Source organism: Microbulbifer celer (assembly GCF_020991125.1).
Taxonomy (GTDB): Bacteria; Pseudomonadota; Gammaproteobacteria; order Pseudomonadales; family Cellvibrionaceae; genus Microbulbifer; species Microbulbifer celer.
In genome coordinates, this window is the sequence record NZ_CP087715.1 from 726,029 (window position 1) to 750,718 (window position 24,690).

Sequence of the window (24,690 nt, forward strand, 5' to 3'; positions counted from 1 at the left end):
GGCTTGGCTGGCGCGCAAGGTGGAAAACAACGTGACACACCAGGTAGTAAATGGCTGTTGGGCTCGGTGTGGCTGTTGCTGATGATTTCAGCGCTGGGTGTCGTGTATACCACCCAGGAGAGCCGCGAACTGACAGCCAAATTGGAGCAGGCGCAGCGCCACCGGGACGAACTGCGCTATGAGCAGGAGCGGTTGTTGTTGGAGCGCGGTGCCTGGTCGGCCTACTCCCGCATTGAAGAGGTGGCACAGAAAGAACTGAAAATGCATGCACCGACTCAGGATGAGCGAGTTCTGGTGCCGGCGCGCAGGTAGCGCCAAGCAGCATCAAAAAACGAAAGACAGTGAGAAAGCAGAGATAAAACGTTTGGGATGGTGTGACAAATGGGTGCAGTGAAAAAGCAACAGACTCAGCCGGGTATCGCCCGCTGGCGCTTCGCGCTGGTGGCGGGGCTGCTGTGCGCGCTCGCTGTATCACTGATCGTCCATATCGCCGGGTTGCAGGTGTTGCCAGCGCAGGATCACGGCTACCGTTTCCTGCAGGATCAGGGGCGCGCCCGCACCATTCGCACCGAAGAAATCGCCGCCTACCGCGGCGCCATTCTGGATCGCAATGGCGAGCTGCTGGCGGTCAGTACACCAGTGCAAACCCTGTGGGCGAACCCCAGGCTGCTGCGGGAAGCGAGCGAGCAAGAGCTGCGCCGGCTGGCCGGGGCACTGGATACCAGGCCCGCCGAACTGGCCCGCCGCCTGGAAAAATATCGCAACAAAGAATTTATGTACCTGCATCGGCATATGTCGCCGGAAGAGGCGCATCAGGTGCTGACGTTGGATTTGCCAGGGGTGTTCAGTAAAAAGGAATACCGCCGTTTTTATCCCGCGGGCGAAGTCGTGGCGCAATTGCTGGGCTTTACTAATATCGACGATCGCGGTCAGGAGGGACTCGAGCTGGCCTATGACCAGTCGTTGAGTGGTGAGCCGGGCAAGCGCCAGGTCATGAAAGACCTGAAAGGGCGCCGGGTGCAGGACCTCGCTGTCAAGCAGGAAGCGCGTCCCGGGCGGGACCTGCGCCTGACGATCGATATGCGCCTGCAGTATCTGGCCTACCGGGAGCTGAAAAAAGCCGTAACCGACAATGGTGCGGCGTCCGGATTTATGGTCATTCTCGATACCCGCAGTGGCGATGTGCTGGCGATGGCCAATCAGCCGTCGTTCAACCCTAACAATCGCCAGGGTGTGACCGCGGCCGCAATGCGCAACCGCGCGCTGATTGATCAGTTTGAGCCCGGTTCCACCATCAAGCCCCTGACAGCGCTGGCGGCGCTGGAAACCGGGCGCTACCAGCCGGATACCCCGATTGACACCAATCCGGGGTATATCCGCCTGCCGGGTAAAACACTGTTGGATCCGGTCAATAGAGGTGTGATTGATCTGACCGGTGTCATTACCAAGTCCAGTCAGGTCGGCATTACCAAGGTTGCCCTGGACCTGGAGCCCGAGTCACTGCGTGAACTTTTCTATCGCCTTGGGCTCGGAGAGGCGGTTGGCAGTGGATTTCCCGGCGAAGCGCCGGGGGTTCTGCCCACCAGGGCCCGATGGCACCCCATTGAACTGGCTAACTTTGCCTTTGGCTACGGTTTAACAGTGAACGCAGTGCAACTGGCTCAGGCCTACAGTGTGGTGGCAAATGCCGGGCTCAAACGCCCGGTTTCGCTGATTAAGACGGAAGGAAAAACAAGTGCCCACGCCGAGCGGGTGGTTCAAGCGCCCTTGGCGCAGAATGTGGTGGCGATGCTGGAAACCGTCATCGGTCCCCAGGGTACCGGTAAGCGGGCCGCGGTGGATGGCTACCGGGTCGCCGGAAAGACCGGCACCGTGCACAAAGTCGGAAGCGAAGGCTATGCAGACAATCGCTACCGCTCGGTTTTTGCCGGTTTTATTCCCGCAGAGAATCCGCGTCTTGCGGCCGTCGTGGTGATTGACGACCCTACCCACGCCAAATATTACGGCGGTGAAGTGGCCGCGCCCGTGTTCGGCAAGGTAATGGCGGGCGCCATGCGCCTGTTGCAGGTGCCGCCGGAAGAAGTAACGCCCGCTGATCAGCAGCTGGCAACGCAGTTGGACGAGAGAGGTACCACATCGTGACTCTGCGCAAAGATACAAATCAACATCGAGATACAGGTTCCCAAGTGGCGCCGCGCACCATGGCACTGGCAGAACTGGTTCCGGGTTATGCCGGTATTCCACAGACACCGGTGAGCGGTGTGGCCCTGGATAGTCGCCAGGTAAAGTCGGGCGATGTTTTCATGGCCCTGCGCGGCACTCAGGTGGATGGTCGCGAATATATTGACGCGGCGATCAGTGCCGGGGCTGCGGTTGTACTCGCGGATGGCGAAACCCTCAGCACTGCAGCCCGAGACGGGGTGGAAGTCATTACCGTTCCCGGGCTGGCCGCCCGTGTGGGTGAGATCGCTGCGCGCTTTTACGGGCATCCGACCGAGTCCATGTATCTGGTCGGAGTCACCGGCACCAATGGCAAGTCCACCTGTGCGTATCTGGCCTCCCAGCTGCTCGCGCAGCATTTTGGCAGTGCCGCAGTGATGGGCACCATCGGTAACGGTGTGTGGCAGGACGGCGAGATCGGACTGGTGGACACCGGGCTGACCACGCCGGACCCGGTACGCCTGCAGGCCGATTACGCGGAATTTTCCGCGCGCGGCGCGCGGGCTGCCGCCATGGAAGTATCTTCCCATTCGCTGTCTCAGGGGCGGGTACACGGCCTGGTTTTTGATACCGCGGTCTTCACCAACCTGACCCGGGATCATCTCGATTATCACGGCAATATGGCGGCCTACGGCGCCGCCAAAGAAAAGCTGTTCGGGCTGCCAAAGCTGAAGCGCGGCGTGATCAATATCGATGACCCATTTGGTGCACAGATGGTGGAACGCTGCAAATTGCGCGGCCTGAAACTGATCACCTATGGACTGCAGAATGGCGATCTGCAGGTGCGAAACCTGAAGCGTCTCGACACCGGCTTCACCGCACACCTCCTTACACCGTGGGGGGAAGGCGAGCTGCGCGCGCCTCTGATCGGCGATTTCAATATCCACAATGCGCTGGCCGTAGTCGCTGCAGTGGCTGCTGCCGGTATGCCGTTGGAGGATATTCTCGCCGCATTCCCGAATATACAGCCGGTGCCGGGTCGCATGGAGCGGGTTTCAGCGACTGAAGCCGTTGCCGATGATGTGTCCGTACTGGTGGATTATGCCCATACACCGGATGCACTGCGCGCAGCACTGGAAGCCGCACGGCCGTATTGCCGCGGCAAACTCTGGTGCGTTTTTGGCTGTGGCGGCGATAGGGATAGCGGAAAGCGTGCACCGATGGGGCGTATAGCCGCAGAACTGTCTGACTGCGCGGTGGTGACCAGCGATAACCCGCGCACGGAAGACCCTCAGCAAATTGTTGACGACATCGTTGACGGAATTGATGGCGGCAAGTGTGAAGTGAAGATTGATCGCGCCGAAGCCATTCGCTTTGCGATCGAAAACGCCGCCGCGGGCGATACGGTTTTGATTGCCGGTAAAGGGCACGAAGACTATCAGATCATTGGAGAGCAGAAGTCGCACTTCTGCGACCGCGAGCAGGCCGCAGCAGCGCTGCAGACGCGTGCACGCCAGGCTGATGTGGAGGGTGCCAGTAAATGATTGGCGCACTTTCCCTGCAAGAACTACAGCAGCGTTTTGGCGGTGAGCTGGTTAATGGCTCCGTGACATTTGATGCGGTGTGTACAGATACACGCAAGCTTGATGCCGGAGCGCTGTTTGTGGCGTTGAAAGGGGAAAACTTCGACGCGCATGAGTTTCTTGGCGATGTCGACGGCAAAGTACTTGGCGTAGTGACGGAGCGCGCGCTGTCAGGGTCGCGGATGCCGCAGTGGGTGGTGGCCGATACCAATGTGGCGTTTGGCCATATCGGTCGCCTGTGTCGTGAGCAATTTAATGGGCCGGTGATTGGTATCACCGGCTCTTGCGGCAAAACCACGGTCAAAGAAATGCTCGCCGCCATTTTTGGGCAGCGCCATCAGGTGTGCGTCACTCAGGGCAACCTGAACAATCATTTCGGTGTGCCTACGACATTACTTTCACTGCAGCCGGAGCATGAGGTTCTGGTTGTGGAGATGGGGGCCAGTGGCCCGAATGAAATCGGTTACTTGTGCAGCATCGCGAAGCCGGAGATTACTGCGGTAAACAATGTGATGCCGGCGCATGTGGAAGGCTTTGGTTCGGTGGATGGCATCGCCACTGCCAAAGGCCAGATTTATACCAGCCTCGCCCCCGGAGGCGTTGCCGTGATCAATGCCGACGACAACTATGCGGATTACTGGCGCGGTGGAATGCCGGAAGGTGTACGCAATCTGGAGGTTGGCTTTGGTCATCAATGTGCGGTGCATCCCGACAATATCGAGCTGGACGGCCAGGGACGTGCGGCCTTCGATCTGGTGATCGAAGGCGTCAGCCATCGGGTACAGCTGCAGGTTCTGGGCGAGCACAATGTGCACAACGCGCTGGTTGCCGCGGGTTGCGCCTATGCGGCGGATATTCCGGTCAAGGAGATTGCCGAAGGGTTGTCCGTGCTGAGCGGTGTGGGCGGGCGTATGCAGTCTTTTACTGCCAGTAGCGGCGCTACCGTGATCGACGACAGTTACAACGCTAACCCGGGTTCTGTCAGCGCGGCCATCGAATTGCTGGCTCAGCGCGCGGGTAAAAAAATCCTGGTACTGGGAGATATGGCAGAACTGGGGCCGGAGGCCGACAAGGCGCATCGCGAGATGGGTGCACTGGCGCGCGAACGCGGTCTCGATCAGCTGTTTACACTCGGCACCTTGAGTGCTGCTGCCGGTACGGCTTTTGCCGCAGGCCGGCCACATATTTTAAGGAATTTTTCCGAGCGCGAATCGCTGATCAAAGCGCTGGCGCCGGAGCTGGATGGAAACACCACTGTGCTGGTGAAAGGTTCCCGCAGTGCGCGAATGGAACTGGTTGTGCAAGCACTGACCAACGGGAGGGCACCTCTATAAATCTACTGCGTGCGCGGCGGTGCTGGTGCGCCAGCCCGGTCGGAATGCTCATGTATGCCAAATACACTCCGCTTCCTGTGCTCCGGCGGCCATCACCAGCCACCCGCTCGCTACGATTTTTAGAGATGCCCGGGAATCAATAAAAGGGCTCAAGAATGCTGCTTTGGCTGGCGGATTTTTTACAACAGTACGTGAAAGGCTTTGCGGTCTTTGACTACCTGACGATGCGCGCGATTCTCAGTGCGTTGACGGCACTCGGCATTTCCCTGCTGGTGGGGCCGCGCATGATTACCTGGCTCAATCGGCTGCAGGTAGGGCAGGCCGTTCGCGACGATGGGCCGCAGACGCACCTGAGTAAATCCGGTACGCCTACCATGGGCGGAACGCTGATTCTGGCGGCAATTTTTTCCGCCGCGCTGTTGTGGTCGGATCTCAGTAACCGCTATGTCTGGGTGACCCTGCTGGTAACTTTCGTATTCGGTACCGTGGGCTTTGTCGATGATTACAAAAAGGTAGTGGAGAAAAACTCCCGCGGATTGATCGCACGCTGGAAATATTTCTGGCAATCCGTCGGCGGTCTCGGCGCTGCGATTTATCTCTATATGAGTGCGACATCGCCGGCAGAAACCCAGTTGTTTGTGCCGTTTTTCAAGGATATTGCCCTGGATCTTGGCCCGGTGGCGTTCATCCTGCTGACCTATTTCGTGGTGGTCGGGTCCAGTAATGCGGTGAACCTGACCGATGGTCTCGACGGTCTCGCAATCATGCCCTCGGTCATGGTGGGCGGGGCCCTGGGTGTTATTGCTTACCTGGTCGGCCACGTGGAATTTGCCACTTATCTGCATATTCCCTCTATCTCCGGTGCGGGCGAGCTCGCAGTTTTCTGCGCTGCACTGGGTGGTGCCGGGCTGGGCTTTTTATGGTTCAACACCTATCCCGCGCAAGTGTTCATGGGCGATGTGGGTGCACTGGCCCTGGGTGCGGCACTGGGCATCATTGCGGTGATTACCCGGCATGAAATCGTATTGTTCATCATGGGTGGGGTTTTCGTGATGGAAACCGTCTCGGTGATCCTGCAGGTGGCTTCTTTCAAGCTGACCGGCAAGCGGATTTTCCGCATGGCGCCACTGCACCATCATTTTGAATTGAAGGGCTGGCCGGAGCCCCGGGTAATCGTGCGCTTCTGGATTATTACCGTGATCCTGGTACTGGCGGGTCTGGCGACCCTCAAGCTCCGTTAGCGGGGCTGAAAACCCATAAACAGCAAGAACTGACGGCAACAACCGTAACGAAGATAAACAAAGGTCGATCACAGCGACTATGACACTCATCGCGACATCGGACAGAAAAGTGGTTATCGGACTGGGCGCTACCGGGCAATCGGTAGTGCGCTTTCTGCTGCGCCAGGGTTCTGCGCCGGTGGTGGTCGACAGCCGGGCGCAACCGCCGGCACTGGACCAGTTTCGTGCGGCATATCCGGATGTACCGGTGGAGTGTGGCGCCCTGAACCGCGGCACCTTGCTGGCGGCGAGTGAAATTATCGTCAGTCCGGGCATTGCCCTGGCCGAGCCCGCGATCGCCGAAGCCGTGGCCGCTGATATTCCGGTGGTGGGGGATATCGAACTGTTCGCCCGCGAGCTGGCCAAGTGCGCGCGGCCGCCGAAAGTGATTGCGATTACCGGGTCCAACGGCAAGAGCACGGTCACTACCCTGTTGGGACAGATGGCCGAGCACGCCGGAGTTGCCGTCAAGGTCGGCGGTAATATCGGTGTGCCGGTGCTGGATCTGCTGGCTGAGCGCGAGTTGCCGGAATTGTTCGTACTGGAACTTTCCAGCTTCCAGTTGGAAACCACATATTCGCTGGCGCCTGACGTGGCCACGATTCTGAATATCAGTGCCGATCATATGGATCGCTACCCGACCCTCGGTGCCTACCACCAGGCCAAACAGCGTATTTATCGCAATGCGCAGCAGCTGGTGATCAACCGTGCGGATCCCTTGACCCGTGGCCCGCTGGCACAGGATTGCCAGGAGTGGAGTTTCGGTCTCGACCGGCCGGACCTGAATCAGTTCGGGGTGACGCTGGTCGATGGTGTTGCCTGGCTGGCGCGAGGAACAGAAAAACTGATACCAGCGGCGGACATGGCCATGGTGGGTAGCCACAACGTGGCCAATGCACTTGCCGCGCTTGCACTGGGAAGTGCGGTTGGCCTGCCGATGTCGGCAATGCTGGATACGTTGCGAAGCTTTACCGGCCTCACGCATCGCTGCGAGCGCGTTGCCGATGCCGGCGGTGTGACGTTTGTGAACGATTCCAAGGGTACCAATGTCGGCGCTACCCGCGCTGCACTGGACGGCCTCGCGGAAGGGGATCGCAAAATCGTGCTGATAGCCGGTGGCGATGGCAAAGGCGCGGATTTCTCCCCTCTGGCAGACGCCGCGCATACCTTGCGGGGCCTGGTGACCATCGGCGTGGATGGCGACAGGATCGCCGCGGTCCTGCAGGGAAAAACCGAGCAGCACACCGCAGAAGATATGGATGCTGCGGTTGCGAAAGCGCGGAGTATGGCGCAGCCGGGAGATTTTGTGCTCCTGTCTCCGGCTTGTGCGAGTTTTGACATGTACCGGAATTTTGAGGCGCGCGGCGAAGACTTCCGCCGCGCAGTGCAGGCGGCGATTGCAGATTCGGGAGGGCAATCATGAGCCCGGTAGACCTGAATCAGGCGGCCAATACAGAGCAGCGCGAGCGCTTCAACTGGGTGCTGCCTTTCTGCGTTCTGGCGCTGGCCAGTATCGGCGTGGTCATGGTCGCGTCGGCCTCCATCGCATTTGCGGCAGATACCTACGGTGATCCGTGGTATTTCCTCAAGCGGCACGTGATGTTTCTGCTCGTGGGCGGCGTGGTGGCACTGATTGTCAGCCGGATACCGCTGGGTATCTGGTCCCGATTGTCGTGGCCGTTGTTGGCATTTGCCTGTGGCTTGTTGGTGTTGGTACTGGTGCCCGGAGTCGGCCGCAGTGTGAACGGCAGTATGCGCTGGATAGCCCTCGGGCCGATTACGGTACAGCCGGCGGAAGTTGCCAAATTCTGTTGCCTGATTTTCTTCGCCAGCTTTTTGACCCGGCGCCACGAGAAGCTCCGTCACTGGAGCAGTTTTATGGTGCCGATCACGGTGCTGGGTTTCGTCGCAGCGTTACTGTTGCTGGAGCCGGATTTCGGTTCCGTCGTTGTGATTTCCGGTACCGCGCTGGCGATGGTATTCCTCGCCGGTGCCCGCCTGCCGCACACGTTTTTGCTGGTTGGGCTTGCCGCTTGTGGATTGGTCTTGATGGCACTGATCAGTCCCTATCGCTTACAGCGATTGACCACGTTTCTCGACCCTTGGGGAGAACAGTTCGGCGGTGGCTATCAGTTGACGCAATCCCTTATTGCGTTTGGGCGCGGCGAGTGGTTTGGAGTGGGGCTTGGTAACAGTGTGCAGAAACTGTTTTACCTGCCGGAAGCCCATACGGATTTTGTTTTCGCGATCCTCGCAGAAGAGTGGGGGTTGTTCGGCGGTTTGCTGGTGATTGGCCTCTATGCGGTATTGACCTGGTCGTTGCTGCGGCTGGTGAGTATGGCGCTCGCGCAAAAGGCTTTTTTTGCCGCGTTGCTGACTTTCGGCATCGCGGTACTGATCGCCGGACAGGCGTTTGTAAACATGGGGGTCGCCTCCGGCCTGCTGCCGACCAAGGGCCTGACGTTGCCTTTTGTCAGCTCCGGTGGCAGCAGCCTGATTATCTGCTGTGCCCTGTTTGCAGTGGCCTGGCGGGTGCAGAGTGAATTGTGTGGCCGACATCAGGGAGCGTTGGCGATTACCGATCGGATCAGCCAACTGCCGATTTTCAATCCGTTGCAACTCGGCGACAGAAACACAGAGGAGGCGGCGTAATGAGTGGTAGTGCAGCTTCCAGGCAGCCATTTGTTGGCAAGAAATTTCTGGTGATGGCCGGCGGTACCGGCGGTCACGTATTCCCGGCGCTGGCGGTGGCCAATGCGCTTCGAGAACAGGGCGCAGAGGTTGAGTGGCTGGGGACTGCGCGCGGTATTGAATCACAGCTGATTCCCGCGGCGGATATTCCCCTGCACTGTATTACCGTCGAGGGCGTACGTGGGCGCGGCCGTGGAGCGCTGTTAAAGGCGCCGCTGCAGATCAGCAGGGCTATCCTGCAAGCGCGCAAAGTGGTGAAGGCGGTAGGTCCAGATGCGGTACTGGGTTTTGGTGGTTTTGCTACCGGTCCCGGTGGTGTTGCCGCACGGATGAGCGGTATTCCGCTCATCATTCACGAGCAAAATGCCGTAGCGGGGACGACAAACCGGCTGCTGGCGCGGATCGCGAGCCGGGTACTGGAAGCATTTCCCAGTGGCTTGCCTGGCGCCCGTCAGGTGGGTAATCCAGTGCGCCCTGAAATCGCACAGTTGCCGTCACCATCGGCGCGTGTGGGCAAGCAGCAACCGATGCGGTTGTTGGTGCTGGGCGGCAGCCTGGGCGCGGTGGCGATTAACGAGCTGGTGCCACAGGCAATCGCCAGATTGGAACAAGCGGTTCGCCCGCAAATCGTGCATCAGGCGGGACAGCGCCACCTGGAGCTGGCACAGAAAGCCTACGAGCGCGCGGGTGTAAAAGCTGAAGTTGTGCCGTTCATCGCCGATATGGCTACTGCCTATGAAAATGCAGACCTGGTTATCTGCCGTTCCGGGGCGCTGACCGTATCGGAGATCGCGGCGGCGGGGCTGGGTGCAATCATGGTGCCCTTTCCCTTCGCCATCGATGATCACCAGACCAAAAATGGCGAGTGGTTGGCTGAAGCCGGGGCGGCGCAGGTGATTCAGCAGGATGATCTCAAGCCAGAATTGCTGGCGCAGATCCTTCGCGAACTGTTTGCCGATCCGAAAAAATTGTTGGCGATGGCCGAAGCGGCCCGCCAGGTAGCCAAACCCGATGCCACCGACCAGGTACTGGCGGTGTGTCGGGAAGAGATGGGGTGTTGATATGTCTCTGCAGGATTCAAAGAGTACAGCGGTGACTACGGAAAACCGCTACCACGTGCCGGCCATGCGACGTATCCGACGCATCCATTTCATTGGTGTGGGCGGTGCCGGGATGAGCGGTATTGCAGAGGTGCTGCAAAACCAGGGATACGAGGTATCCGGTTCCGACCTGCGCGAGAGTAAAGTCACCGGGCGCCTGCGTGGATTGGGGGTGAAAGTTCAGATCGGACACAGGGCTGAAAATGTCAGCGATGTGGATGTGGTCGTGAACTCTTCGGCCATATACGGTGATAACCCGGAGCTGATTGCCGCCCGCGATAACCGTATTCCCATTGTGCGTCGTGCGGAAATGCTCGGTGAGTTGATGCGTTATCGCTATGGCATTGCCGTCGCTGGTACCCACGGCAAAACCACGACAACCAGCTTGATTGCGTCGATTTTTGCTGCGGACAAGAAAGACCCGACCTTTGTGATCGGCGGCCTTGTCAACAGTGCCGGAGCCAACGCTGCGCTCGGAGAGAGCCGTTACCTGATTGCGGAAGCGGACGAGAGCGATGCATCTTTCCTGCACCTGCAGCCGATGGTCACGGTAGTGACCAATATCGATGCCGATCATATGGAGACTTATGGCGGTGATTTCGAGAAGGTCAAACAGATCTTTATCGACTTTGTTCACAACCTGCCGTTTTACGGGCTGGCCGTGGTGTGCGGTGATGATGCCAATGTGCAGGAAGTGATTCCGAAATTCGCGCGTCCGGTCACCACTTACGGTTTTGACGCGGGCAATGACTTCCGCATCGATAACGTAAAGCAGGAGCCATTGCGGAGTTTCTTTACCGTGCATCGTCCCGACGGCAGCGCGCTGGATGTCTGCGTCAACGTGCCGGGTATCCACAACGTGCTGAATGCCACCGCGGCGATTGCTGTGGCCACGGAAGAGGCTGTCAGCGATGAAGCTATTCGCGAAGGGTTGAAGGGGTTCCAGGGCGTGGGGCGTCGCTTCCAGATTTATGGGGATTACCCGGTAAGCGACGACAAGAGTGCAGAGCCGGTAATGCTGGTGGACGATTACGGCCATCATCCACGCGAAGTGGACGCGACCATCAAAACCGTGCGCGCCGGCTGGCCGGATCGACGGCTGGTGATGGTATATCAGCCGCATCGCTATACGCGCACGCGGGATTTGTTTGAAGATTTCGTTCAGGTGCTTTCACAGGTCGACAAACTGATCCTGTTGGATGTATATAGCGCCGGTGAGGCGCCGATTCCCGGCGCCGATGGCCGCACACTCGCGCGCAGTCTGCGCAATCGCGGTCAGGTGGATCCGGTATTCGTAGAAAAGGTCGAGCAGGTTCCTCCGCTATTGGCGGACCTGTTAGAACCCGGCGATATCGTGTTGACGCAGGGTGCCGGTAATGTCGGCGGTCTCGCGCAGCAGCTGGCTGAATGGCGATTGGGCGATCGATCTGCCCGGAACAAATAACTAGCGGACGACAAAGGATTAAGTCGCGGTGGCTCGGGATAAAAAGGCAGATATAAAGCGCAGCCGTAAGAAAACGGTACGTGGCGCGCGGGCACTGCCTTCCCCGGAGCGGCAATCTGCCGGCGTATTCCGCCTGGTGTTACTTTGCAGCCTGTTGGGGCTGGTAGCCGTGGGGCTCGGTTACGGCGCCCGCTGGTTGTGGCAACAGGCGCCGACAGTTGAAGCGTTGAGCCGGGTGGATGCACTGGAAAATGTCCGGGTTAAGGGAGCTTTCCGCGCGGTCACACAAAAAGAAGTGGAAGACATCCTGCTGCCATTTTTGAGCCGCGGGTTTTTCTCCCTCGATATTGATGCGGTGCGCGCGGCATTGCTGCGTCATCCATGGATTGAGCAGGCTTCCGTCAGCAGGCGTTGGCCCAACGGTATTCTGGTTGAGGTCGAGGAGGAGCAGCCGCTCGCGATCTGGGGAGAGGATCAGTTGCTGATTGCCACCGGTGAGTTGTTGCCGCGACCACCGCAAATGCAGTCAGTACGTCTGCCGGAGCTGGCGGGCGATGCGCAGCTGGTAGAACGGATTATGGCGCAGTATCAGGCGCTTGCCGGCCTGCTGACCACGAAGGATATGGAAGTGAGGCGCCTGTCATTTGATGACCTGGCAGGTTGGCAGTTGGAGCTGGTCAGCGGAATCCGATTGCAGCTGGGGCACGACGAACTACTTGAACGGGTGGATCGCTTCCTCAGTCTGACTCGCGGTGTACTGGCGCCGCATCTGCAAAAAGTGGCGGGGGTGGATACCCGCTATAACAATGCAGTTGCGGTGCAATGGAAAGATAGCAAGGCCACTAAAAAGTAAACAAAAGCAGTATTAAAAAAAGCTGGGCGGCTCCCCTGATCCTACATGCCAGATGAGGGTCGGAGTGAACGCTCAACGAGGTTGAAAACAGATGAGTCAGTCAACAGATCCCCGCATGGTTGTGGGCCTCGATATCGGTACCTCCAAGGTGGTTGCCATCGTTGGTGAAATGTCCGGGGATGGCGACCTGAATATTGTCGGTATCGGCTCTCACCGTTCCACGGGGATGAAGCGTGGTGTGGTGGTGAATATTGAATCCACGGTGCAGTCGATTCAGCGCGCGGTGGAAGAGGCCGAGCTGATGGCCGGTTGTGAAATCCATTCAGTGTATGCGGGCATCGCCGGCAGCCATATCCGCAGCCTGAATTCTCATGGCATTGTCGCGATCAAGGATCGTGAAGTGACCCAGCAGGATCTGGACCGGGTCATCGACGCTGCCCGCGCCGTGGCAATTCCAGCGGATCAGAAGATTCTGCACACGTTGCCGCAGGAATATCTGATTGACAGCCAGGAAGGTGTCAAAGAGCCGTTGGGGATGTCCGGGGTGCGCCTGGAAGCGAAGGTTCACCTGGTCAGTGGTGCGGTGAATGCGGCACAGAATATTGAAAAGTGCATTCGTCGCTGCGGACTTGAAGTGGAAGATATCATTCTGGAGCAGCTGGCCTCGAGCTATGCAGTGCTCACCGATGATGAGAAAGAGCTGGGCGTCTGCATGGTGGATATCGGTGGCGGAACCACGGACATTGCGGTGTTCACCGGTGGTTCCATTCGCCACACCGGGGTAATCCCGATCGCCGGCGATCAGGTGACCAATGATATTGCTATGGCACTGCGCACGCCGACGCCACATGCAGAAGACCTGAAAATCAAATACGCCTGCGCACTGGCAAAACTCGCCCGCGAAGGCGAGACCATCAAGGTGCCGAGTGTCGGTGATCGCGCGCCGCGGGACCTTTCCCGTCAGGCATTGGCGGAAGTGGTTGAGCCGCGCTACGACGAGCTGTTTACCCTGGTGCAGGCAGAATTGCGTCGCAGTGGTTTCGAGGATCTGTGTGCGGCGGGCATCGTGCTTACCGGCGGCTCCTCAAAAATGGAAGGCGCGGTAGAGCTGGCGGAAGAAATTTTCCATATGCCGGTGCGACTCGCCATTCCACAAGGGGTGCACGGGTTGACCGATATCGTCAGCAACCCCATTTATTCCACGGGTGTAGGGCTGTTGATGTATGCCCTGCGCTCAGAGGAAAACCGCGGTAGCCAGAATGCCGCAGTGCAATCGGAAAACGCCTGGTGGGACAAGGTGAAGCATTGGTTCCGGGGCAACCTGTGAACCGTGAGATACGAGCAGTATTGAGAATTTAAAAGTTGGACATGAGCAAAAAAGGGGAACAGCAATGTTCGAACTCGTAGATAGCGTACAGGATAAACCTGTCATTAAAGTAGTCGGTGTCGGCGGCGGTGGTGGTAACGCCGTCAAGCACATGATTGCCAGCGAAATTAACGGTGTGGATTTCATCTGTGCCAACACGGATGCGCAGGCGCTCAAAGATGTAGAAGCGCACACCATCATCCAGCTGGGTAATACCATTACCCGCGGTCTGGGTGCCGGCGCCAACCCGGATGTGGGACGTCAGTCTGCACTGGAAGATCGCGATCGTATCGCCGAAGTACTCGACGGTGCGGACATGGTCTTCATCACCGCGGGTATGGGCGGCGGTACAGGCACCGGTGGTGCACCGATTGTGGCGGAAATCGCCAAGGATCTGGGCATCCTTACGGTCGCGGTAGTGACCCGTCCGTTCATGATCGAGGGACGCAAGCGCGCCGTCGTTGCAGAGGATGGCATCCTCGAACTGCGCGACAAAGTGGATTCCCTGATCACCATTCCCAACGACCGTCTGCTGGAAGTACTCGGCAACAAGATCACCATGAAGTCCGCATACAAAGAAGCGGACAACGTGCTGTTGGGTGCGGTGCAGGGTATTGCCGACCTGATGATCCGCCCGGGCATCATGAACGTGGACTTTGCCGACGTACGCACCGTCATGTCAGAGATGGGGATGGCGATGATGGGCTCCGGTGCTGCCGTGGGTGAAAATCGCGCCCGTGAAGCGGCGGAAAAGGCGGTGCGCAGCCCGCTGCTGGACAACGTCAACCTGCAGGGTGCCCGCGGTATTCTGGTGAATATCATCACCGGCAGTGAAGAGGGCGGCTGTCAGGAGCTGACTCTGGGCGAGTACTCTGAAGTGGGTGCCATCGTACAGGAGATTGCTTCCGACGATGCCACCGTGGTGATCGGTACCGCGGTAGACGACAAACTCGGCGATGAGATGCGGGTAACCGTGGTAGCTGCCGGTCTCGGCGATGCCAACTCCCAGGTCGCACGCCCGACCAAGGTGGTCGACAATACCCGCCGTCAGGAAGCCCGCGAAACCGCCAGCCGTCCGGCGGCTCCGGAAGTGACCCGCGATGCGCATCGTGAGTCCCATCGCGAAGCCCAGGAGGTGCGTAACCGGGTGGATAGCGAGCGTCCGAAGCGTGCCATGCCGTCCGTCAATCCGGCGGATCAGGATATGGAATACCTGGATATTCCCGCGTTCCTCCGCCGGCAGGCGGACTGATCTCGCCCCGGAGTGGGGCAGAGAATCTGCTCATGTCCCCGCCCGGCCGGTTGGTCGGGCCTCTGCCCGCTCTGGGAACAGGCGGAAGGTCAGGGAGTGAGGTAACGATGCAGGGAAGCAATTCAGGAAAGACAGGCGAAGAAACGGGTATTCCGGTTCTTCGTGGGCGGGGGACGAAAGTGCCCCTGTGCGCAAATGTGGTTGACCGCCATCGGTGACTGAGAAGCTGGTGACCACAGAGTTCTCCGGTCGTTGGTTAACACTTATTAACCGCAGACCCACCACAGCCAGAGTACAATTTACTCTGACTTGTGCGCTGGTTTGGCGCATTAGTCGTTATGCTGGGCTATGCTGAACAAGATGACGGGCCAGAATGCCCATATGACCGATGGGATTCATATGGTATTGGCATTTAAATTTTGTTACTATTGCCGGCTCGCCGCGGATTGTACGCGGTACAACCCTGCGGGCGTAATTCCGTGGTACGTGGTACTGCGACCCAACGATTGAATGGGAACCTGAACATAGATGATCAAACAGCGCACTCTCAAAAATGCTATCCGTGCTACGGGTGTCGGTCTGCACACCGGCAAGAAGGTCGTTCTGACCCTCAAGCCGGCGCCGGTAAACAGCGGTATCGTTTTCCGACGGATCGATCTGGATCCGGTTGTTGAGATTGAAGCGCGTGCTGAGAATGTTGGCGATACGCTGTTGTCCACCACGCTGGTGAAGGGCGATGTACGTGTGGCGACCGTCGAGCACCTGCTTTCCGCGATGGCGGGGCTGGGTATCGATAATGCGATTATCGAGCTTTCTGCCCAGGAAGTGCCGATCATGGACGGCAGTGCCGGTCCCTTTGTGTTCCTGATCCAGTCCGCCGGTATTCAGGAGCAGTCCGCGCCCAAGAAATTCCTGCGGATCAAGAAGCCGGTGACAGTGGAAGAGGGTGATAAAGTAGCCAGCTTCCTGCCGTTCAATGGATTCAAGGTGTCTTTCACCATCGATTTTGACCACCCGGTCTTCCAGGGGCGCAACCTGAGTTCCGCGGTGGATTTCTCCAGCACCTCTTTCGTCAAGGAAGTGAGCCGTGCGCGCACCTTCGGTTTCATGCATGAAATCGAATACCTGCGCTCCAAGGGCCTGGTGCAGGGGGGGAGCGTAGACAACGCGATTGTGATCGACCAGTACCGCATTCTGAATGAAGGCGGGCTGCGTTACGAAGATGAGTTTGTAAAGCACAAGATACTCGATGCCATTGGTGACCTGTACCTGCTGGGTACCAGCGTGATCGGTGAGTTCAAGGCCTATAAATCTGGCCACGCCCTGAATAACAAGTCACTGCGTACTCTGATGGCGCAGGAAGACGCCTGGGAAATGGTGACCTTCGAGGACGAACAGGAAGCACCGATCTCTTACGTCAAACCGATTTTGGCGGTGTAAGCGAAGCGCGTCAGTACAGAAAGCCGGCACCTGAGTAGCCGGCTTTTTACATTCAAGGTATCGCAAACAGGATTCCCGCTGCCTGAGCGGCGTTGAGAGCCAATAGAAGCTGAGCGAACAGAAGCTGACCGGAAACTGAGTAGTAGTAAAGATTCTTTGTCGCCACTGGGTGTTACAGTGGCAGTGCCAGCCAGGGAGCAGGGTTGGCGGGGGCATAGCAGGATGCGGCAGTCCCGCACCGTTTGATCGGTGCAGATAAATACAACAAATTTTGTCGCATATTCGTACGCCTGATATGAAAGTAATCCTTGTCAATGAGCGCGGGGGAACCTCCCGCAGTTTCAACTTTGGTGGACTGAGCAAAGCCCTGCTTGGTCTCTGCCTGTTGGGGCTGCCCGTGGGCGCCTTTTGGCTGGCGACGGCTCTGCCGGTTGCGGAGTCCGATGTGCTGGATGGCCGCGCGGTAAAGGCGTGGAACAAGGCCCTGCGCAAACAGCAGGAGCAGATTGGCGACGCCGAGCGCGACGCCCGTGAGCAGCTGACAGCGCTTACCGTGAAACTGGCGGAAATGCAGGCGCGCCTGACCCGCCTGGATGCGCTCGGAGAGCGCCTTACCAGTATCGCCAAACTCGACGAAGGCGAGTTCCAGTTCGGAGTCAATCCCGCAGTGGGCGGCCCTGAAGACCCCGGTATCAGTGGTGTTTCTGACCTGCCGTACCAGCCCCCCGAATTCCTCGATGTGATCGGAGATCTGGCGGACCAGATCGAAGACCGCCAGATGCAGCTCTCCACCCTCGAATCGCTGATGGCCCGTCGCAAACTGCAGGATGAGCAGTTCATCGCCGGCCGCCCGATCACCAAGGGCTGGATGTCTTCACGCTACGGCTATCGGACCGATCCTTTTTCCGGGCGCCGCTCCTGGCACAAGGGGGTGGACTTTGCCGGTAAGAATGGATCAGATGTGGTTTCCGTGGCCGCCGGTGTCGTTACCTGGGCAGAAGACCGCTACGGTTACGGCCAGCTGGTGGAAATCAACCACGGCAATGGCTACACCACCCGCTACGGCCACAACAGTGAGCTGAAGGTCAAGCCCGGGGATATCGTCAAGAAGGGCCAGGTCATCGCACTGATGGGCTCCAGCGGCCGCTCCACGGGGCCCCATGTGCACTTCGAAGTCTATAAAAACAACCGCCCGGTTGATCCCGCTACCTACATCCGCCGAACCGGCAGATAGCAACTATCCTCTATCCTTGCAGTAGCTGTAACAGGCGCCCGCAACCCTGCCCTTAAAGTGGAGATGGTTGCGGTGGTTGGCGCCTTCCTGTTTACTTGCATCCTTTCGCAGCGCCGTGTCGCAACCATGAGTAATGCCCGGTCCTGTGAGACATTCTCAGCTCTAATGCTTCAATGTGGTTTCTGAATAATGATTGGCAAACTGATAAAGACGGTCTTCGGTTCAAAAAATGACCGCGAACTCAAGCGTATGCGCAAGGCAGTGGCAAAGATTGCCGCGCTGGAAGAGGAATACAAGGCGCTGGACGACGCCGCACTGAAAGCCAAAACGGATGAATTCCGGCAGCGCCTGGAAAAAGGCGAGACCCTGAATCAGATACTGCCCGAGGCTTTTTCCGCCGTGCGCGAGGCCAGTGGCCGCGCGCTGGGGATGCGTCACTTTGACGTACAGATGATCGGTGGCATGACCCTGCACGAAGGGCATATCGCCGAGATGCGTACCGGTGAGGGTAAAACCCTGGTGGCGACGCTCCCGGCTTACCTGAATGCGCTGGAAGGCAAGGGCGTGCATATTGTTACCGTTAACGACTACCTCGCCTCCCGGGACGCCAACTGGATGCGCCCGGTGTATGAGTTCCTCGGCCTGACCGTGGGTGTGGTGGTCTCCCAGCAGCCACCAGAAGAAAAAAAGGCAGCCTACGCGGCGGATATTACTTACGGCACCAACAATGAATTCGGTTTCGACTACCTGCGTGACAACATGGTGCTGCGCAAGGAAGACCGGGTTCAGCGCCCGCAGAACTTCGCCATTGTGGACGAGGTGGATTCGATCCTGATCGACGAGGCCCGTACCCCGCTGATTATCTCCGGTGCGGCGGAAGACTCTTCTCACCTGTATATGGCGATGAACAAGCTGGTGCCCCAGCTGCAGCGTGCGGAAGAAGATGGCGAGGGCCACTACACGGTGGACGAGAAGACCCGTCAGGTGGAAATGACCGAAGAAGGTCACCAGCTGATCGAGGATCTGCTTTCCCGTAACGGCCTGCTGAACGAAAACGAATCCCTCTACGCCCCGGGTAACCTGGGACTGTTGCATCACGTCAATGCCGCACTGCGCGCGCTGGTGCTGTTCCACAAAGATGTGGACTATATCGTACAGAATGGTCAGGTGGTCCTGATCGATGAGCACACCGGCCGTACCATGCCCGGCCGCCGCCTGTCCGAGGGCCTGCACCAGGCCCTGGAAGCCAAAGAGAATGTGCAGATCCAGAGCGAGAGCCAGACCCTGGCCTCTACCACCTTCCAGAACCTGTTCCGTTTCTACCCCAAGCTGTCCGGTATGACCGGTACGGCGGATACCGAGGCGTTTGAATTCCGCCAGATTTACGGCCTCGATGTGGTGGTGATCCCCACCAATAAGCCCAAACAGCGGGACGATCTCAACGACCTGGTGTACCTCACCAAGGATGAGAAGCTCGAAGCGATCATCGAAGACATCAACTACTGTCGCGAGAAGAAAGCACCGGTTCTGGTGGGTACCGCTTCTATCGAGACCTCGGAGGAGATGTCCCGCCTGCTGCAGAAGGCGAAGATCGAACACCAGGTTCTGAACGCCAAGTTCCACGAGAAAGAAGCCCAGATCATCGCCCAGGCCGGGCGTCCGGGTACGGTCACCATTGCCACCAATATGGCGGGCCGCGGTACCGATATCGTGCTCGGTGGTAACTGGGAAGCGGAAGTTGAGGAGCTGCAGGAAAAAGAAGGCCGCGAAGCGACGGCAGAAGAGATTGCTGCAATCAAGGCCGATTGGAAACAGCGTCACGATACCGTGATCGAGGCCGGCGGCCTGCACATCATCGGTACCGAGCGTCACGAATCCCGCCGTATCGACAACCAGCTGCGCGGCCGTGCGGGCCGTCAGGGCGACCCGGGGGTGACCCGTTTTTACCTGTCACTGGAAGACAGCCTGATGCGGATCTTTGCCTCGGATCGGGTGAAGAACTTTATGCAGATGTTGGGGATGGAGCGCGGCGAAGCCATCGAGCATCGCATGGTTTCCAATGCCATTGAAAAGGCCCAGCGTCGCGTGGAAGGGCGCAACTTCGATATCCGTAAGCAGCTGCTGGAATACGATGATGTTGCCAATGACCAGCGCCAGGTCATTTACTCCCAGCGCAATGAACTGCTGGAAGCGGAGAACATCAGCGATACCATCACCGCAATCCGCGATGACGTGGTCAATGAGCTGATTTCCAGCTACGTACCGCCCCAGAGCGTGGAAGAGCAGTGGGATATTCCCGGGCTCGAGCAGCAGCTGGCGGGCGAGCTTGGGCTGCAGCTGCCGGTACGTCAATGGTTGGATGAAGATCGTACCCTGCACGAAGAAAGCCTGCGGGAGAAAATCGTCACCGAAGCGCAGCAGGCCTATCAGGACAAACTGGCGCGTATCGCCGAGAGCACCGGTGATGAGAACCTGATGCCTACCATCGAGCGTCAGGTGATGCTGCAGGTGCTGGATCAGCTGTGGAAAGAGCATCTGTCCAGCATGGATCACCTGCGGGCAGGTATTGGCTTGCGGGCATATGCCAACAAGAACCCGAAGCAGGAATTCAAGCGCGAATCCTTCCACCTGTTCCAGAGCATGCTCGAGAGCCTCAAGCACGAAGTGGTGCGCGTACTGGCCCATGTGGAGCCGATCACCCGCGAGCAGATGGAAGAGGAAGAGCGCCGCCGCCTGGAAATGCAGCGTCGCCAACAGCTGGAGCTGCAACACGCAGAAGCCTCTGCCATTCCGGAAGCGGAGCCAGCTCCCGAGTCGGCCACCCAGGCGCCCGCGCGTCGAGGGCCACGCGTTGGACGCAACGATCCCTGCCCGTGTGGATCCGGCAAGAAGTACAAGCAGTGTCACGGCAAGCTGACTTCGTCCACCCCTTCCTGATAGAAGGGCGACCGGCGTCACCCTGACCCGGTAAACCTCATGTGAAAAAAAAGGCCCGCAGCCATTGCTGCGGGCCTTTTTGTTTGGCCTCGTTAGTAAAATCTGAGGGCCGTTTATATAATCCGGGCCATTCAATTATTGATTCAACTGTTTATCACAAGGCAAAAACCATGGTGCAGTCATTGTCACAGGTTCCCGGTGTCCGTCTCGGTGCGGTGCCGGCACAGATCAAGAACTGGCAGCGGGACGATTTACTGCTGATCGAGATTGCCAAAGGCGGCAGTGTCTCAGCCACGTTTACCCAGAACGCCTTCTGTGCAGCACCGGTGATTGTTGCCAGAGAGCACATTGCCCAGGGCGATATCCGTGCGTTGCTGATCAATGCCGGCAACGCCAATGCCGCCACCGGCGAGCGCGGTCTCGCAGATGCGCGTCGCTGTTGTGAGGCTGTGGCCGAGGCAATGAACATTGAAGCACGCCAGGTGTTGCCGTTCAGTACCGGTGTGATTGGAGAGCACCTGCCGTTGCAAAAGCTGCTTGATGGGATTCCCAAGGCGGCAGCGGCACTTGGTATCGATGCCTGGGATGCAGCATCCCGCGCGATCATGACTACGGACACGCGCCCTAAAACCGCGTCCCGCAGCGTGGAGATCGCCGGTGAACAGATTGTGGTGACCGGCATGGCCAAGGGCGCCGGCATGATCCAGCCCAATATGGCCACCATGCTGGCCTATGTGGCGACGGATGCGGCGGTACCGCAACCGATGCTGGATCAGCTGGTGAAAGAGGCGGTGGCGGCGTCGTTCAACCGCATCAGTGTCGACGGCGATACCTCGACCAATGACGCTTGTGTCCTGATCGCAAGTGGCGCCACCGGCGCGCCCATCGCCGATACCAACAGCGAAGCCTATGCGCAGCTGAAAGCGGCAATAACAGACGTGCATATCGAACTGGCCCAGGCCATTGTGCGCGACGGTGAAGGTGCGACCAAGTTTGTCACCATTCAAGTCAACAACGCCAAGAGCCCGGCGGAAGCTTTGCGGGTGGCGTTTGAAATCGGTGAGTCCCCGCTGGTGAAAACTGCTTTGTACGCCTCTGATCCCAACTGGGGGCGGCTGGTGATGGCGGTGGGCAATGCGGGTATCGACAACCTGGATGTCAGCAAGGTGGGCATTTTCCTTGATGACGTTCAGATCGTTGACGCCGGCGGCCGTGCGGAGGCTTATACCGAAGACGCTGGGCAGAAAGTATTTGATCAGGGCGAGTTCACCATCACGGTGGATCTGCAGCGCGGCGATGCCTGCGAGCATATCTGGACCTGCGATTTCTCCCACGAGTATGTGACCATCAATGCGGAGTATCGGACCTGATGGCGGAAGGACAGAAAAAGCACGTACATGTCGCCGTTGGTGTGATTCTCGGCGCCGACAGCCGGATTCTGCTCGCCAAGCGTCCAGACCATTTGCATATGGGCGGGCGCTGGGAGTTTCCCGGGGGCAAGGTCGAACCCGAGGAGACCATCCAGCAGGCGATGTCGCGGGAGCTGCGCGAGGAGCTGGCGATTGATGTGGTGTCGATGGAAAAGCTGATTGAGGTGCGCCACGATTACGGGGACAAGCAGGTGTTTCTGGATACCTGGTGTGTGACGGAATTTTCCGGTGAACCGGCCGGTGTGGAAGGGCAACAGTTGGCCTGGGTCAGTGCCTCAGCGCTTGCGGATTACCATTTTCCCGATGCCAATCAGCCAATTGTCGAGGCGGTGCAGGCAAAACTGGGTTCGTAATCCGTTGGGTGGATGCGCTGCGCCTATATCCGCAATCGACTTCCACCCAACGGTTGTCCCGGAGCCATTCAGGGGCTGATAAAGATGCCTCGCTTGTACAGAAAGCGCAGTACCAGCCATTGCAAAAGAATCACACCACAGGCAATCAAGAAGGTACCCGCAGCCTGTTGTGGTAGCGCCGCCGCAATCCCACCAAACAGGCTTTTACTGCTGTACTGCCAGTTCACCAGGCTGGTTCCCAAGTAAACAAGAATGGCATTGCAACCAATCACTGAGAAGATGTAGGTGAACCGCTTCCAGTGCCACACATCCACCACCAGATAGAAAATCCCCAGTAACAACAGGCAGCAACCACAGGTGATCAGTACAAACGAGCTGGTCCACAGCTCCTTGTTGACCGGGTACACCCAGTGCCACAGGAATCCAGCCAGCAGGCTGACCGTCGCAGCCATGAACAGCCCCTTGAGGATTGCCTTGTGATCGCCACTGTGATGCGCAAGCCAGCGGCCGGCGAATACACCACCCAGGGCATTGGCGATCGCGGGTATCGTAGAGAGAACGCCCTCTGGATCATAGGCGCGATTCTGGTATGTGATACCGGGCAGAACATGCTGATCCACCCACGCATTCACAGAGCCTTCTGGCGTGAGGTTGCCGAAGAGTGTTTGTAACAGCCAGTAACCAAGCAAAATCGTCACGGCAATCACAGACTGCGTGCGCAGGGTACAGTGCCATACAATCATCGCGGCGAAAAACCACGCAAAACCGATGCGGGCCAATACGCTCGCGTAGCGGACTTCGCCGAGATCAGCGGGAATACCGCTTCCCCAACCATGGTTGTAGACAACCCCCAACAGAATCAACAGGAACAGACGCTTTACTGCTTTGCGGTACACCGGTGCCCGATCGCTCACCGGGAGGCCGCGGAGCGATTTGTTGGCGAGTCCCAGGGTGACGCCGGAGAGGAAGATGAACAGCGGGAATATCAGATCGTAGAAACTGAACCCGTGCCATTGAGTGTGCTGCATCTGGCCATGGCCAAAGTGGAAAACAGACCAGCCGGTTAACGCGAACAAGGGCAGAAATAGTGCCTCGCCGCCGATGATCCAGAACATGTCGAAACCGCGCAGGGCGTCTACCGATGCGAGGCGTTGTTTTTTGCTGACCATAATAACTACTTCAATATTCAGTCATGGGACTGCGGAGCGGGGCTCCGCACATCGGGTTAATGTTGTTTACAGGCCACAAGGTGACGGCAATTTGGGCTCCCAGTCGGGCACACTATCGGTAAATGCTACCTGATCTGCGCGCAGTGCGCTGACCTTGTGCTCGACCTCAGCGGGACTCAGGACTTCGTCGGCAATGTGATACACCCAGTCCACCTCCTGCTGATAAGTCCGGACTTCGTCAGAGTCGATCAGTCCCTCCTGGGTAAACCACAGGTTGAAGTTGATCGACATGGGTTCTTCCGGGTAAACATGTTCACTGTGCTCGGCAAATTGCTCGCCATCGACGTAGTAACGAAGCTTGTCGTCCGCCACCTGTAGCACCAGTGTGTGCCAGCCTGCGAAACTGCCGGGTTTGGTTGTGTATTCGTTGTCCTTTACAAACGGGTCTAACTTGAAGGTTTCCCAGCTGGTCGCGAACAGGGCGTTGTCGGGCTCTCCCCAGCCACCATTGGCGAGATACTCGAAGTCCATTTCACTGTAGTCCGGGTCCATCGGCGCCTTGAGCGGGCTGATGGTGTAGAAGGTTTCAATAATCTGATCGCCGTCGGGACCGGAGACAGGCTCATCGCGGAAGAAGACCCGCGCGGCGTAGGTGCCGGACAGGTATTTACGCTGATGGCAGAACTGGGTGTGCTGTGTGTTCTCGCCACTGCCATCGGTAGATGAAGTCATGCGCAGCAGTGTGTTTTCGGAATCCCTCTCCTTGAGGAAACTGATACCGTCTGCAGACCAGCGGGCGTTGGCGACGCCGGGGTGACCGCTCTCGGTACGTACTTTCCACTGATTTTCACGCATCTCTTGCAGAGACTGGTAAGAGAAATCGTCAAAAAATATCTTTTCACTGATTGCGCCAGTCTCGGCTACTGTGACTTCCTCCTTACTGCAGCCTCCGAGCGCAAATGCTCCGATTGCGAGCCCACTGAGGATACTGGCAACTGGCTGTTTCAGATGTGGGAAAAAATAGTTCATGGAGATTTCCTTGCCGATTAAAAACAAAAAAAGCC

The 24,690-nt window shown here is 58.2% G+C and carries 19 protein-coding genes; 17 read left to right on the plus strand and 2 right to left on the minus strand.

From position 1 onward, the window contains the following. Positions 1-3 precede the first annotated feature (3 nt). The 17 genes from ftsL to mutT all read left to right on the plus strand — a co-directional run bounded on the left by ftsL (position 4) and on the right by mutT (position 22,457). Positions 4-312 (plus strand): cell division protein FtsL, encoded by a 309-nt coding sequence (ftsL, locus tag LPW13_RS02840; RefSeq protein ID WP_230437938.1) that lies wholly within the window; start codon positions 4-6, stop codon positions 310-312. A 69-nt stretch (positions 313-381) separates the two neighbouring features. Continuing rightward, a complete protein-coding gene (locus LPW13_RS02845) occupies positions 382-2,142 on the plus strand; it encodes a peptidoglycan D,D-transpeptidase FtsI family protein (protein WP_230437939.1) in 1,761 nt (586 codons plus the stop codon). 44 nt (positions 2,143-2,186) lie between these two features. Beyond that, entirely contained in the window at positions 2,187-3,704 is a 1,518-nt protein-coding gene (locus tag LPW13_RS02850; protein WP_230437940.1) for a UDP-N-acetylmuramoyl-L-alanyl-D-glutamate--2,6-diaminopimelate ligase, read from the plus strand. Next, positions 3,701-5,077: a UDP-N-acetylmuramoyl-tripeptide--D-alanyl-D-alanine ligase gene (locus LPW13_RS02855; protein ID WP_230437941.1), complete on the plus strand. Its 1,377-nt coding sequence runs from the start codon at positions 3,701-3,703 to the stop codon at positions 5,075-5,077. Before LPW13_RS02850 ends, LPW13_RS02855 begins: the two co-directional genes overlap by 4 nt. 155 nt (positions 5,078-5,232) lie before the next feature. Further along, on the plus strand, positions 5,233-6,318 hold the full coding sequence (gene mraY / locus LPW13_RS02860) for a phospho-N-acetylmuramoyl-pentapeptide-transferase (RefSeq protein WP_230437942.1): 1,086 nt from the start codon (positions 5,233-5,235) through the stop codon (positions 6,316-6,318). Between the two features lie 109 nt (positions 6,319-6,427). Beyond that, positions 6,428-7,780, plus strand: coding sequence for a UDP-N-acetylmuramoyl-L-alanine--D-glutamate ligase (murD, locus tag LPW13_RS02865; protein ID WP_329957922.1), 1,353 nt, complete (start codon positions 6,428-6,430; stop codon positions 7,778-7,780). After that, a complete protein-coding gene (ftsW, locus tag LPW13_RS02870; protein WP_230437944.1) occupies positions 7,777-9,009 on the plus strand; it encodes a putative lipid II flippase FtsW in 1,233 nt (410 codons plus the stop codon). Before murD ends, ftsW begins: the two co-directional genes overlap by 4 nt. Then, the gene (murG, locus tag LPW13_RS02875; RefSeq protein WP_230437945.1) at positions 9,009-10,109 is read left to right on the plus strand and encodes an undecaprenyldiphospho-muramoylpentapeptide beta-N-acetylglucosaminyltransferase; all 1,101 of its coding nucleotides are present in this window, start codon (positions 9,009-9,011) and stop codon (positions 10,107-10,109) included. Before ftsW ends, murG begins: the two co-directional genes overlap by 1 nt. Before the next feature lies 1 nt (position 10,110). Further along, the gene (gene murC / locus LPW13_RS02880; RefSeq protein WP_377563142.1) at positions 10,111-11,592 is read left to right on the plus strand and encodes a UDP-N-acetylmuramate--L-alanine ligase; all 1,482 of its coding nucleotides are present in this window, start codon (positions 10,111-10,113) and stop codon (positions 11,590-11,592) included. A gap of 28 nt (positions 11,593-11,620) precedes the next feature. Continuing rightward, on the plus strand, positions 11,621-12,445 hold the full coding sequence (locus tag LPW13_RS02885; RefSeq protein ID WP_230437947.1) for a cell division protein FtsQ/DivIB: 825 nt from the start codon (positions 11,621-11,623) through the stop codon (positions 12,443-12,445). Between the two features lie 91 nt (positions 12,446-12,536). Next, positions 12,537-13,772, plus strand: a complete 1,236-nt coding sequence (ftsA, locus tag LPW13_RS02890) for a cell division protein FtsA (RefSeq protein WP_230437948.1) — start codon at positions 12,537-12,539, stop codon at positions 13,770-13,772. Positions 13,773-13,836: 64 nt separating this feature from the next. Continuing rightward, a complete protein-coding gene (gene ftsZ, locus LPW13_RS02895; RefSeq protein ID WP_230437949.1) occupies positions 13,837-15,063 on the plus strand; it encodes a cell division protein FtsZ in 1,227 nt (408 codons plus the stop codon). Between the two features lie 528 nt (positions 15,064-15,591). Further along, positions 15,592-16,503: a UDP-3-O-acyl-N-acetylglucosamine deacetylase gene (gene lpxC, locus LPW13_RS02900; protein ID WP_230437950.1), complete on the plus strand. Its 912-nt coding sequence runs from the start codon at positions 15,592-15,594 to the stop codon at positions 16,501-16,503. 295 nt (positions 16,504-16,798) lie between these two features. After that, a complete protein-coding gene (locus LPW13_RS02905) occupies positions 16,799-17,737 on the plus strand; it encodes a M23 family metallopeptidase (protein WP_230437951.1) in 939 nt (312 codons plus the stop codon). A gap of 189 nt (positions 17,738-17,926) precedes the next feature. Next, the gene (secA, locus tag LPW13_RS02910) at positions 17,927-20,674 is read left to right on the plus strand and encodes a preprotein translocase subunit SecA (RefSeq protein ID WP_230437952.1); all 2,748 of its coding nucleotides are present in this window, start codon (positions 17,927-17,929) and stop codon (positions 20,672-20,674) included. 170 nt (positions 20,675-20,844) lie between these two features. Then, positions 20,845-22,044 (plus strand): bifunctional glutamate N-acetyltransferase/amino-acid acetyltransferase ArgJ, encoded by a 1,200-nt coding sequence (gene argJ / locus LPW13_RS02915; RefSeq protein ID WP_230437953.1) that lies wholly within the window; start codon positions 20,845-20,847, stop codon positions 22,042-22,044. After that, positions 22,044-22,457, plus strand: coding sequence for an 8-oxo-dGTP diphosphatase MutT (mutT, locus tag LPW13_RS02920; protein ID WP_230437954.1), 414 nt, complete (start codon positions 22,044-22,046; stop codon positions 22,455-22,457). The genes argJ and mutT overlap by 1 nt, the downstream gene beginning before the upstream one ends. A gap of 68 nt (positions 22,458-22,525) precedes the next feature. Here mutT and nagX read toward each other — a convergent pair whose 3' ends face one another. Both nagX and LPW13_RS02930 read right to left on the minus strand, forming a co-directional pair. Then, a complete protein-coding gene (gene nagX, locus LPW13_RS02925; protein WP_230437955.1) occupies positions 22,526-23,626 on the minus strand; it encodes a transmembrane glucosamine N-acetyltransferase NagX in 1,101 nt (366 codons plus the stop codon). Between the two features lie 66 nt (positions 23,627-23,692). After that, positions 23,693-24,655, minus strand: coding sequence for a glycoside hydrolase family 16 protein (locus tag LPW13_RS02930; RefSeq protein ID WP_230437956.1), 963 nt, complete (start codon positions 24,653-24,655; stop codon positions 23,693-23,695). Positions 24,656-24,690: the final 35 nt, after the last annotated feature.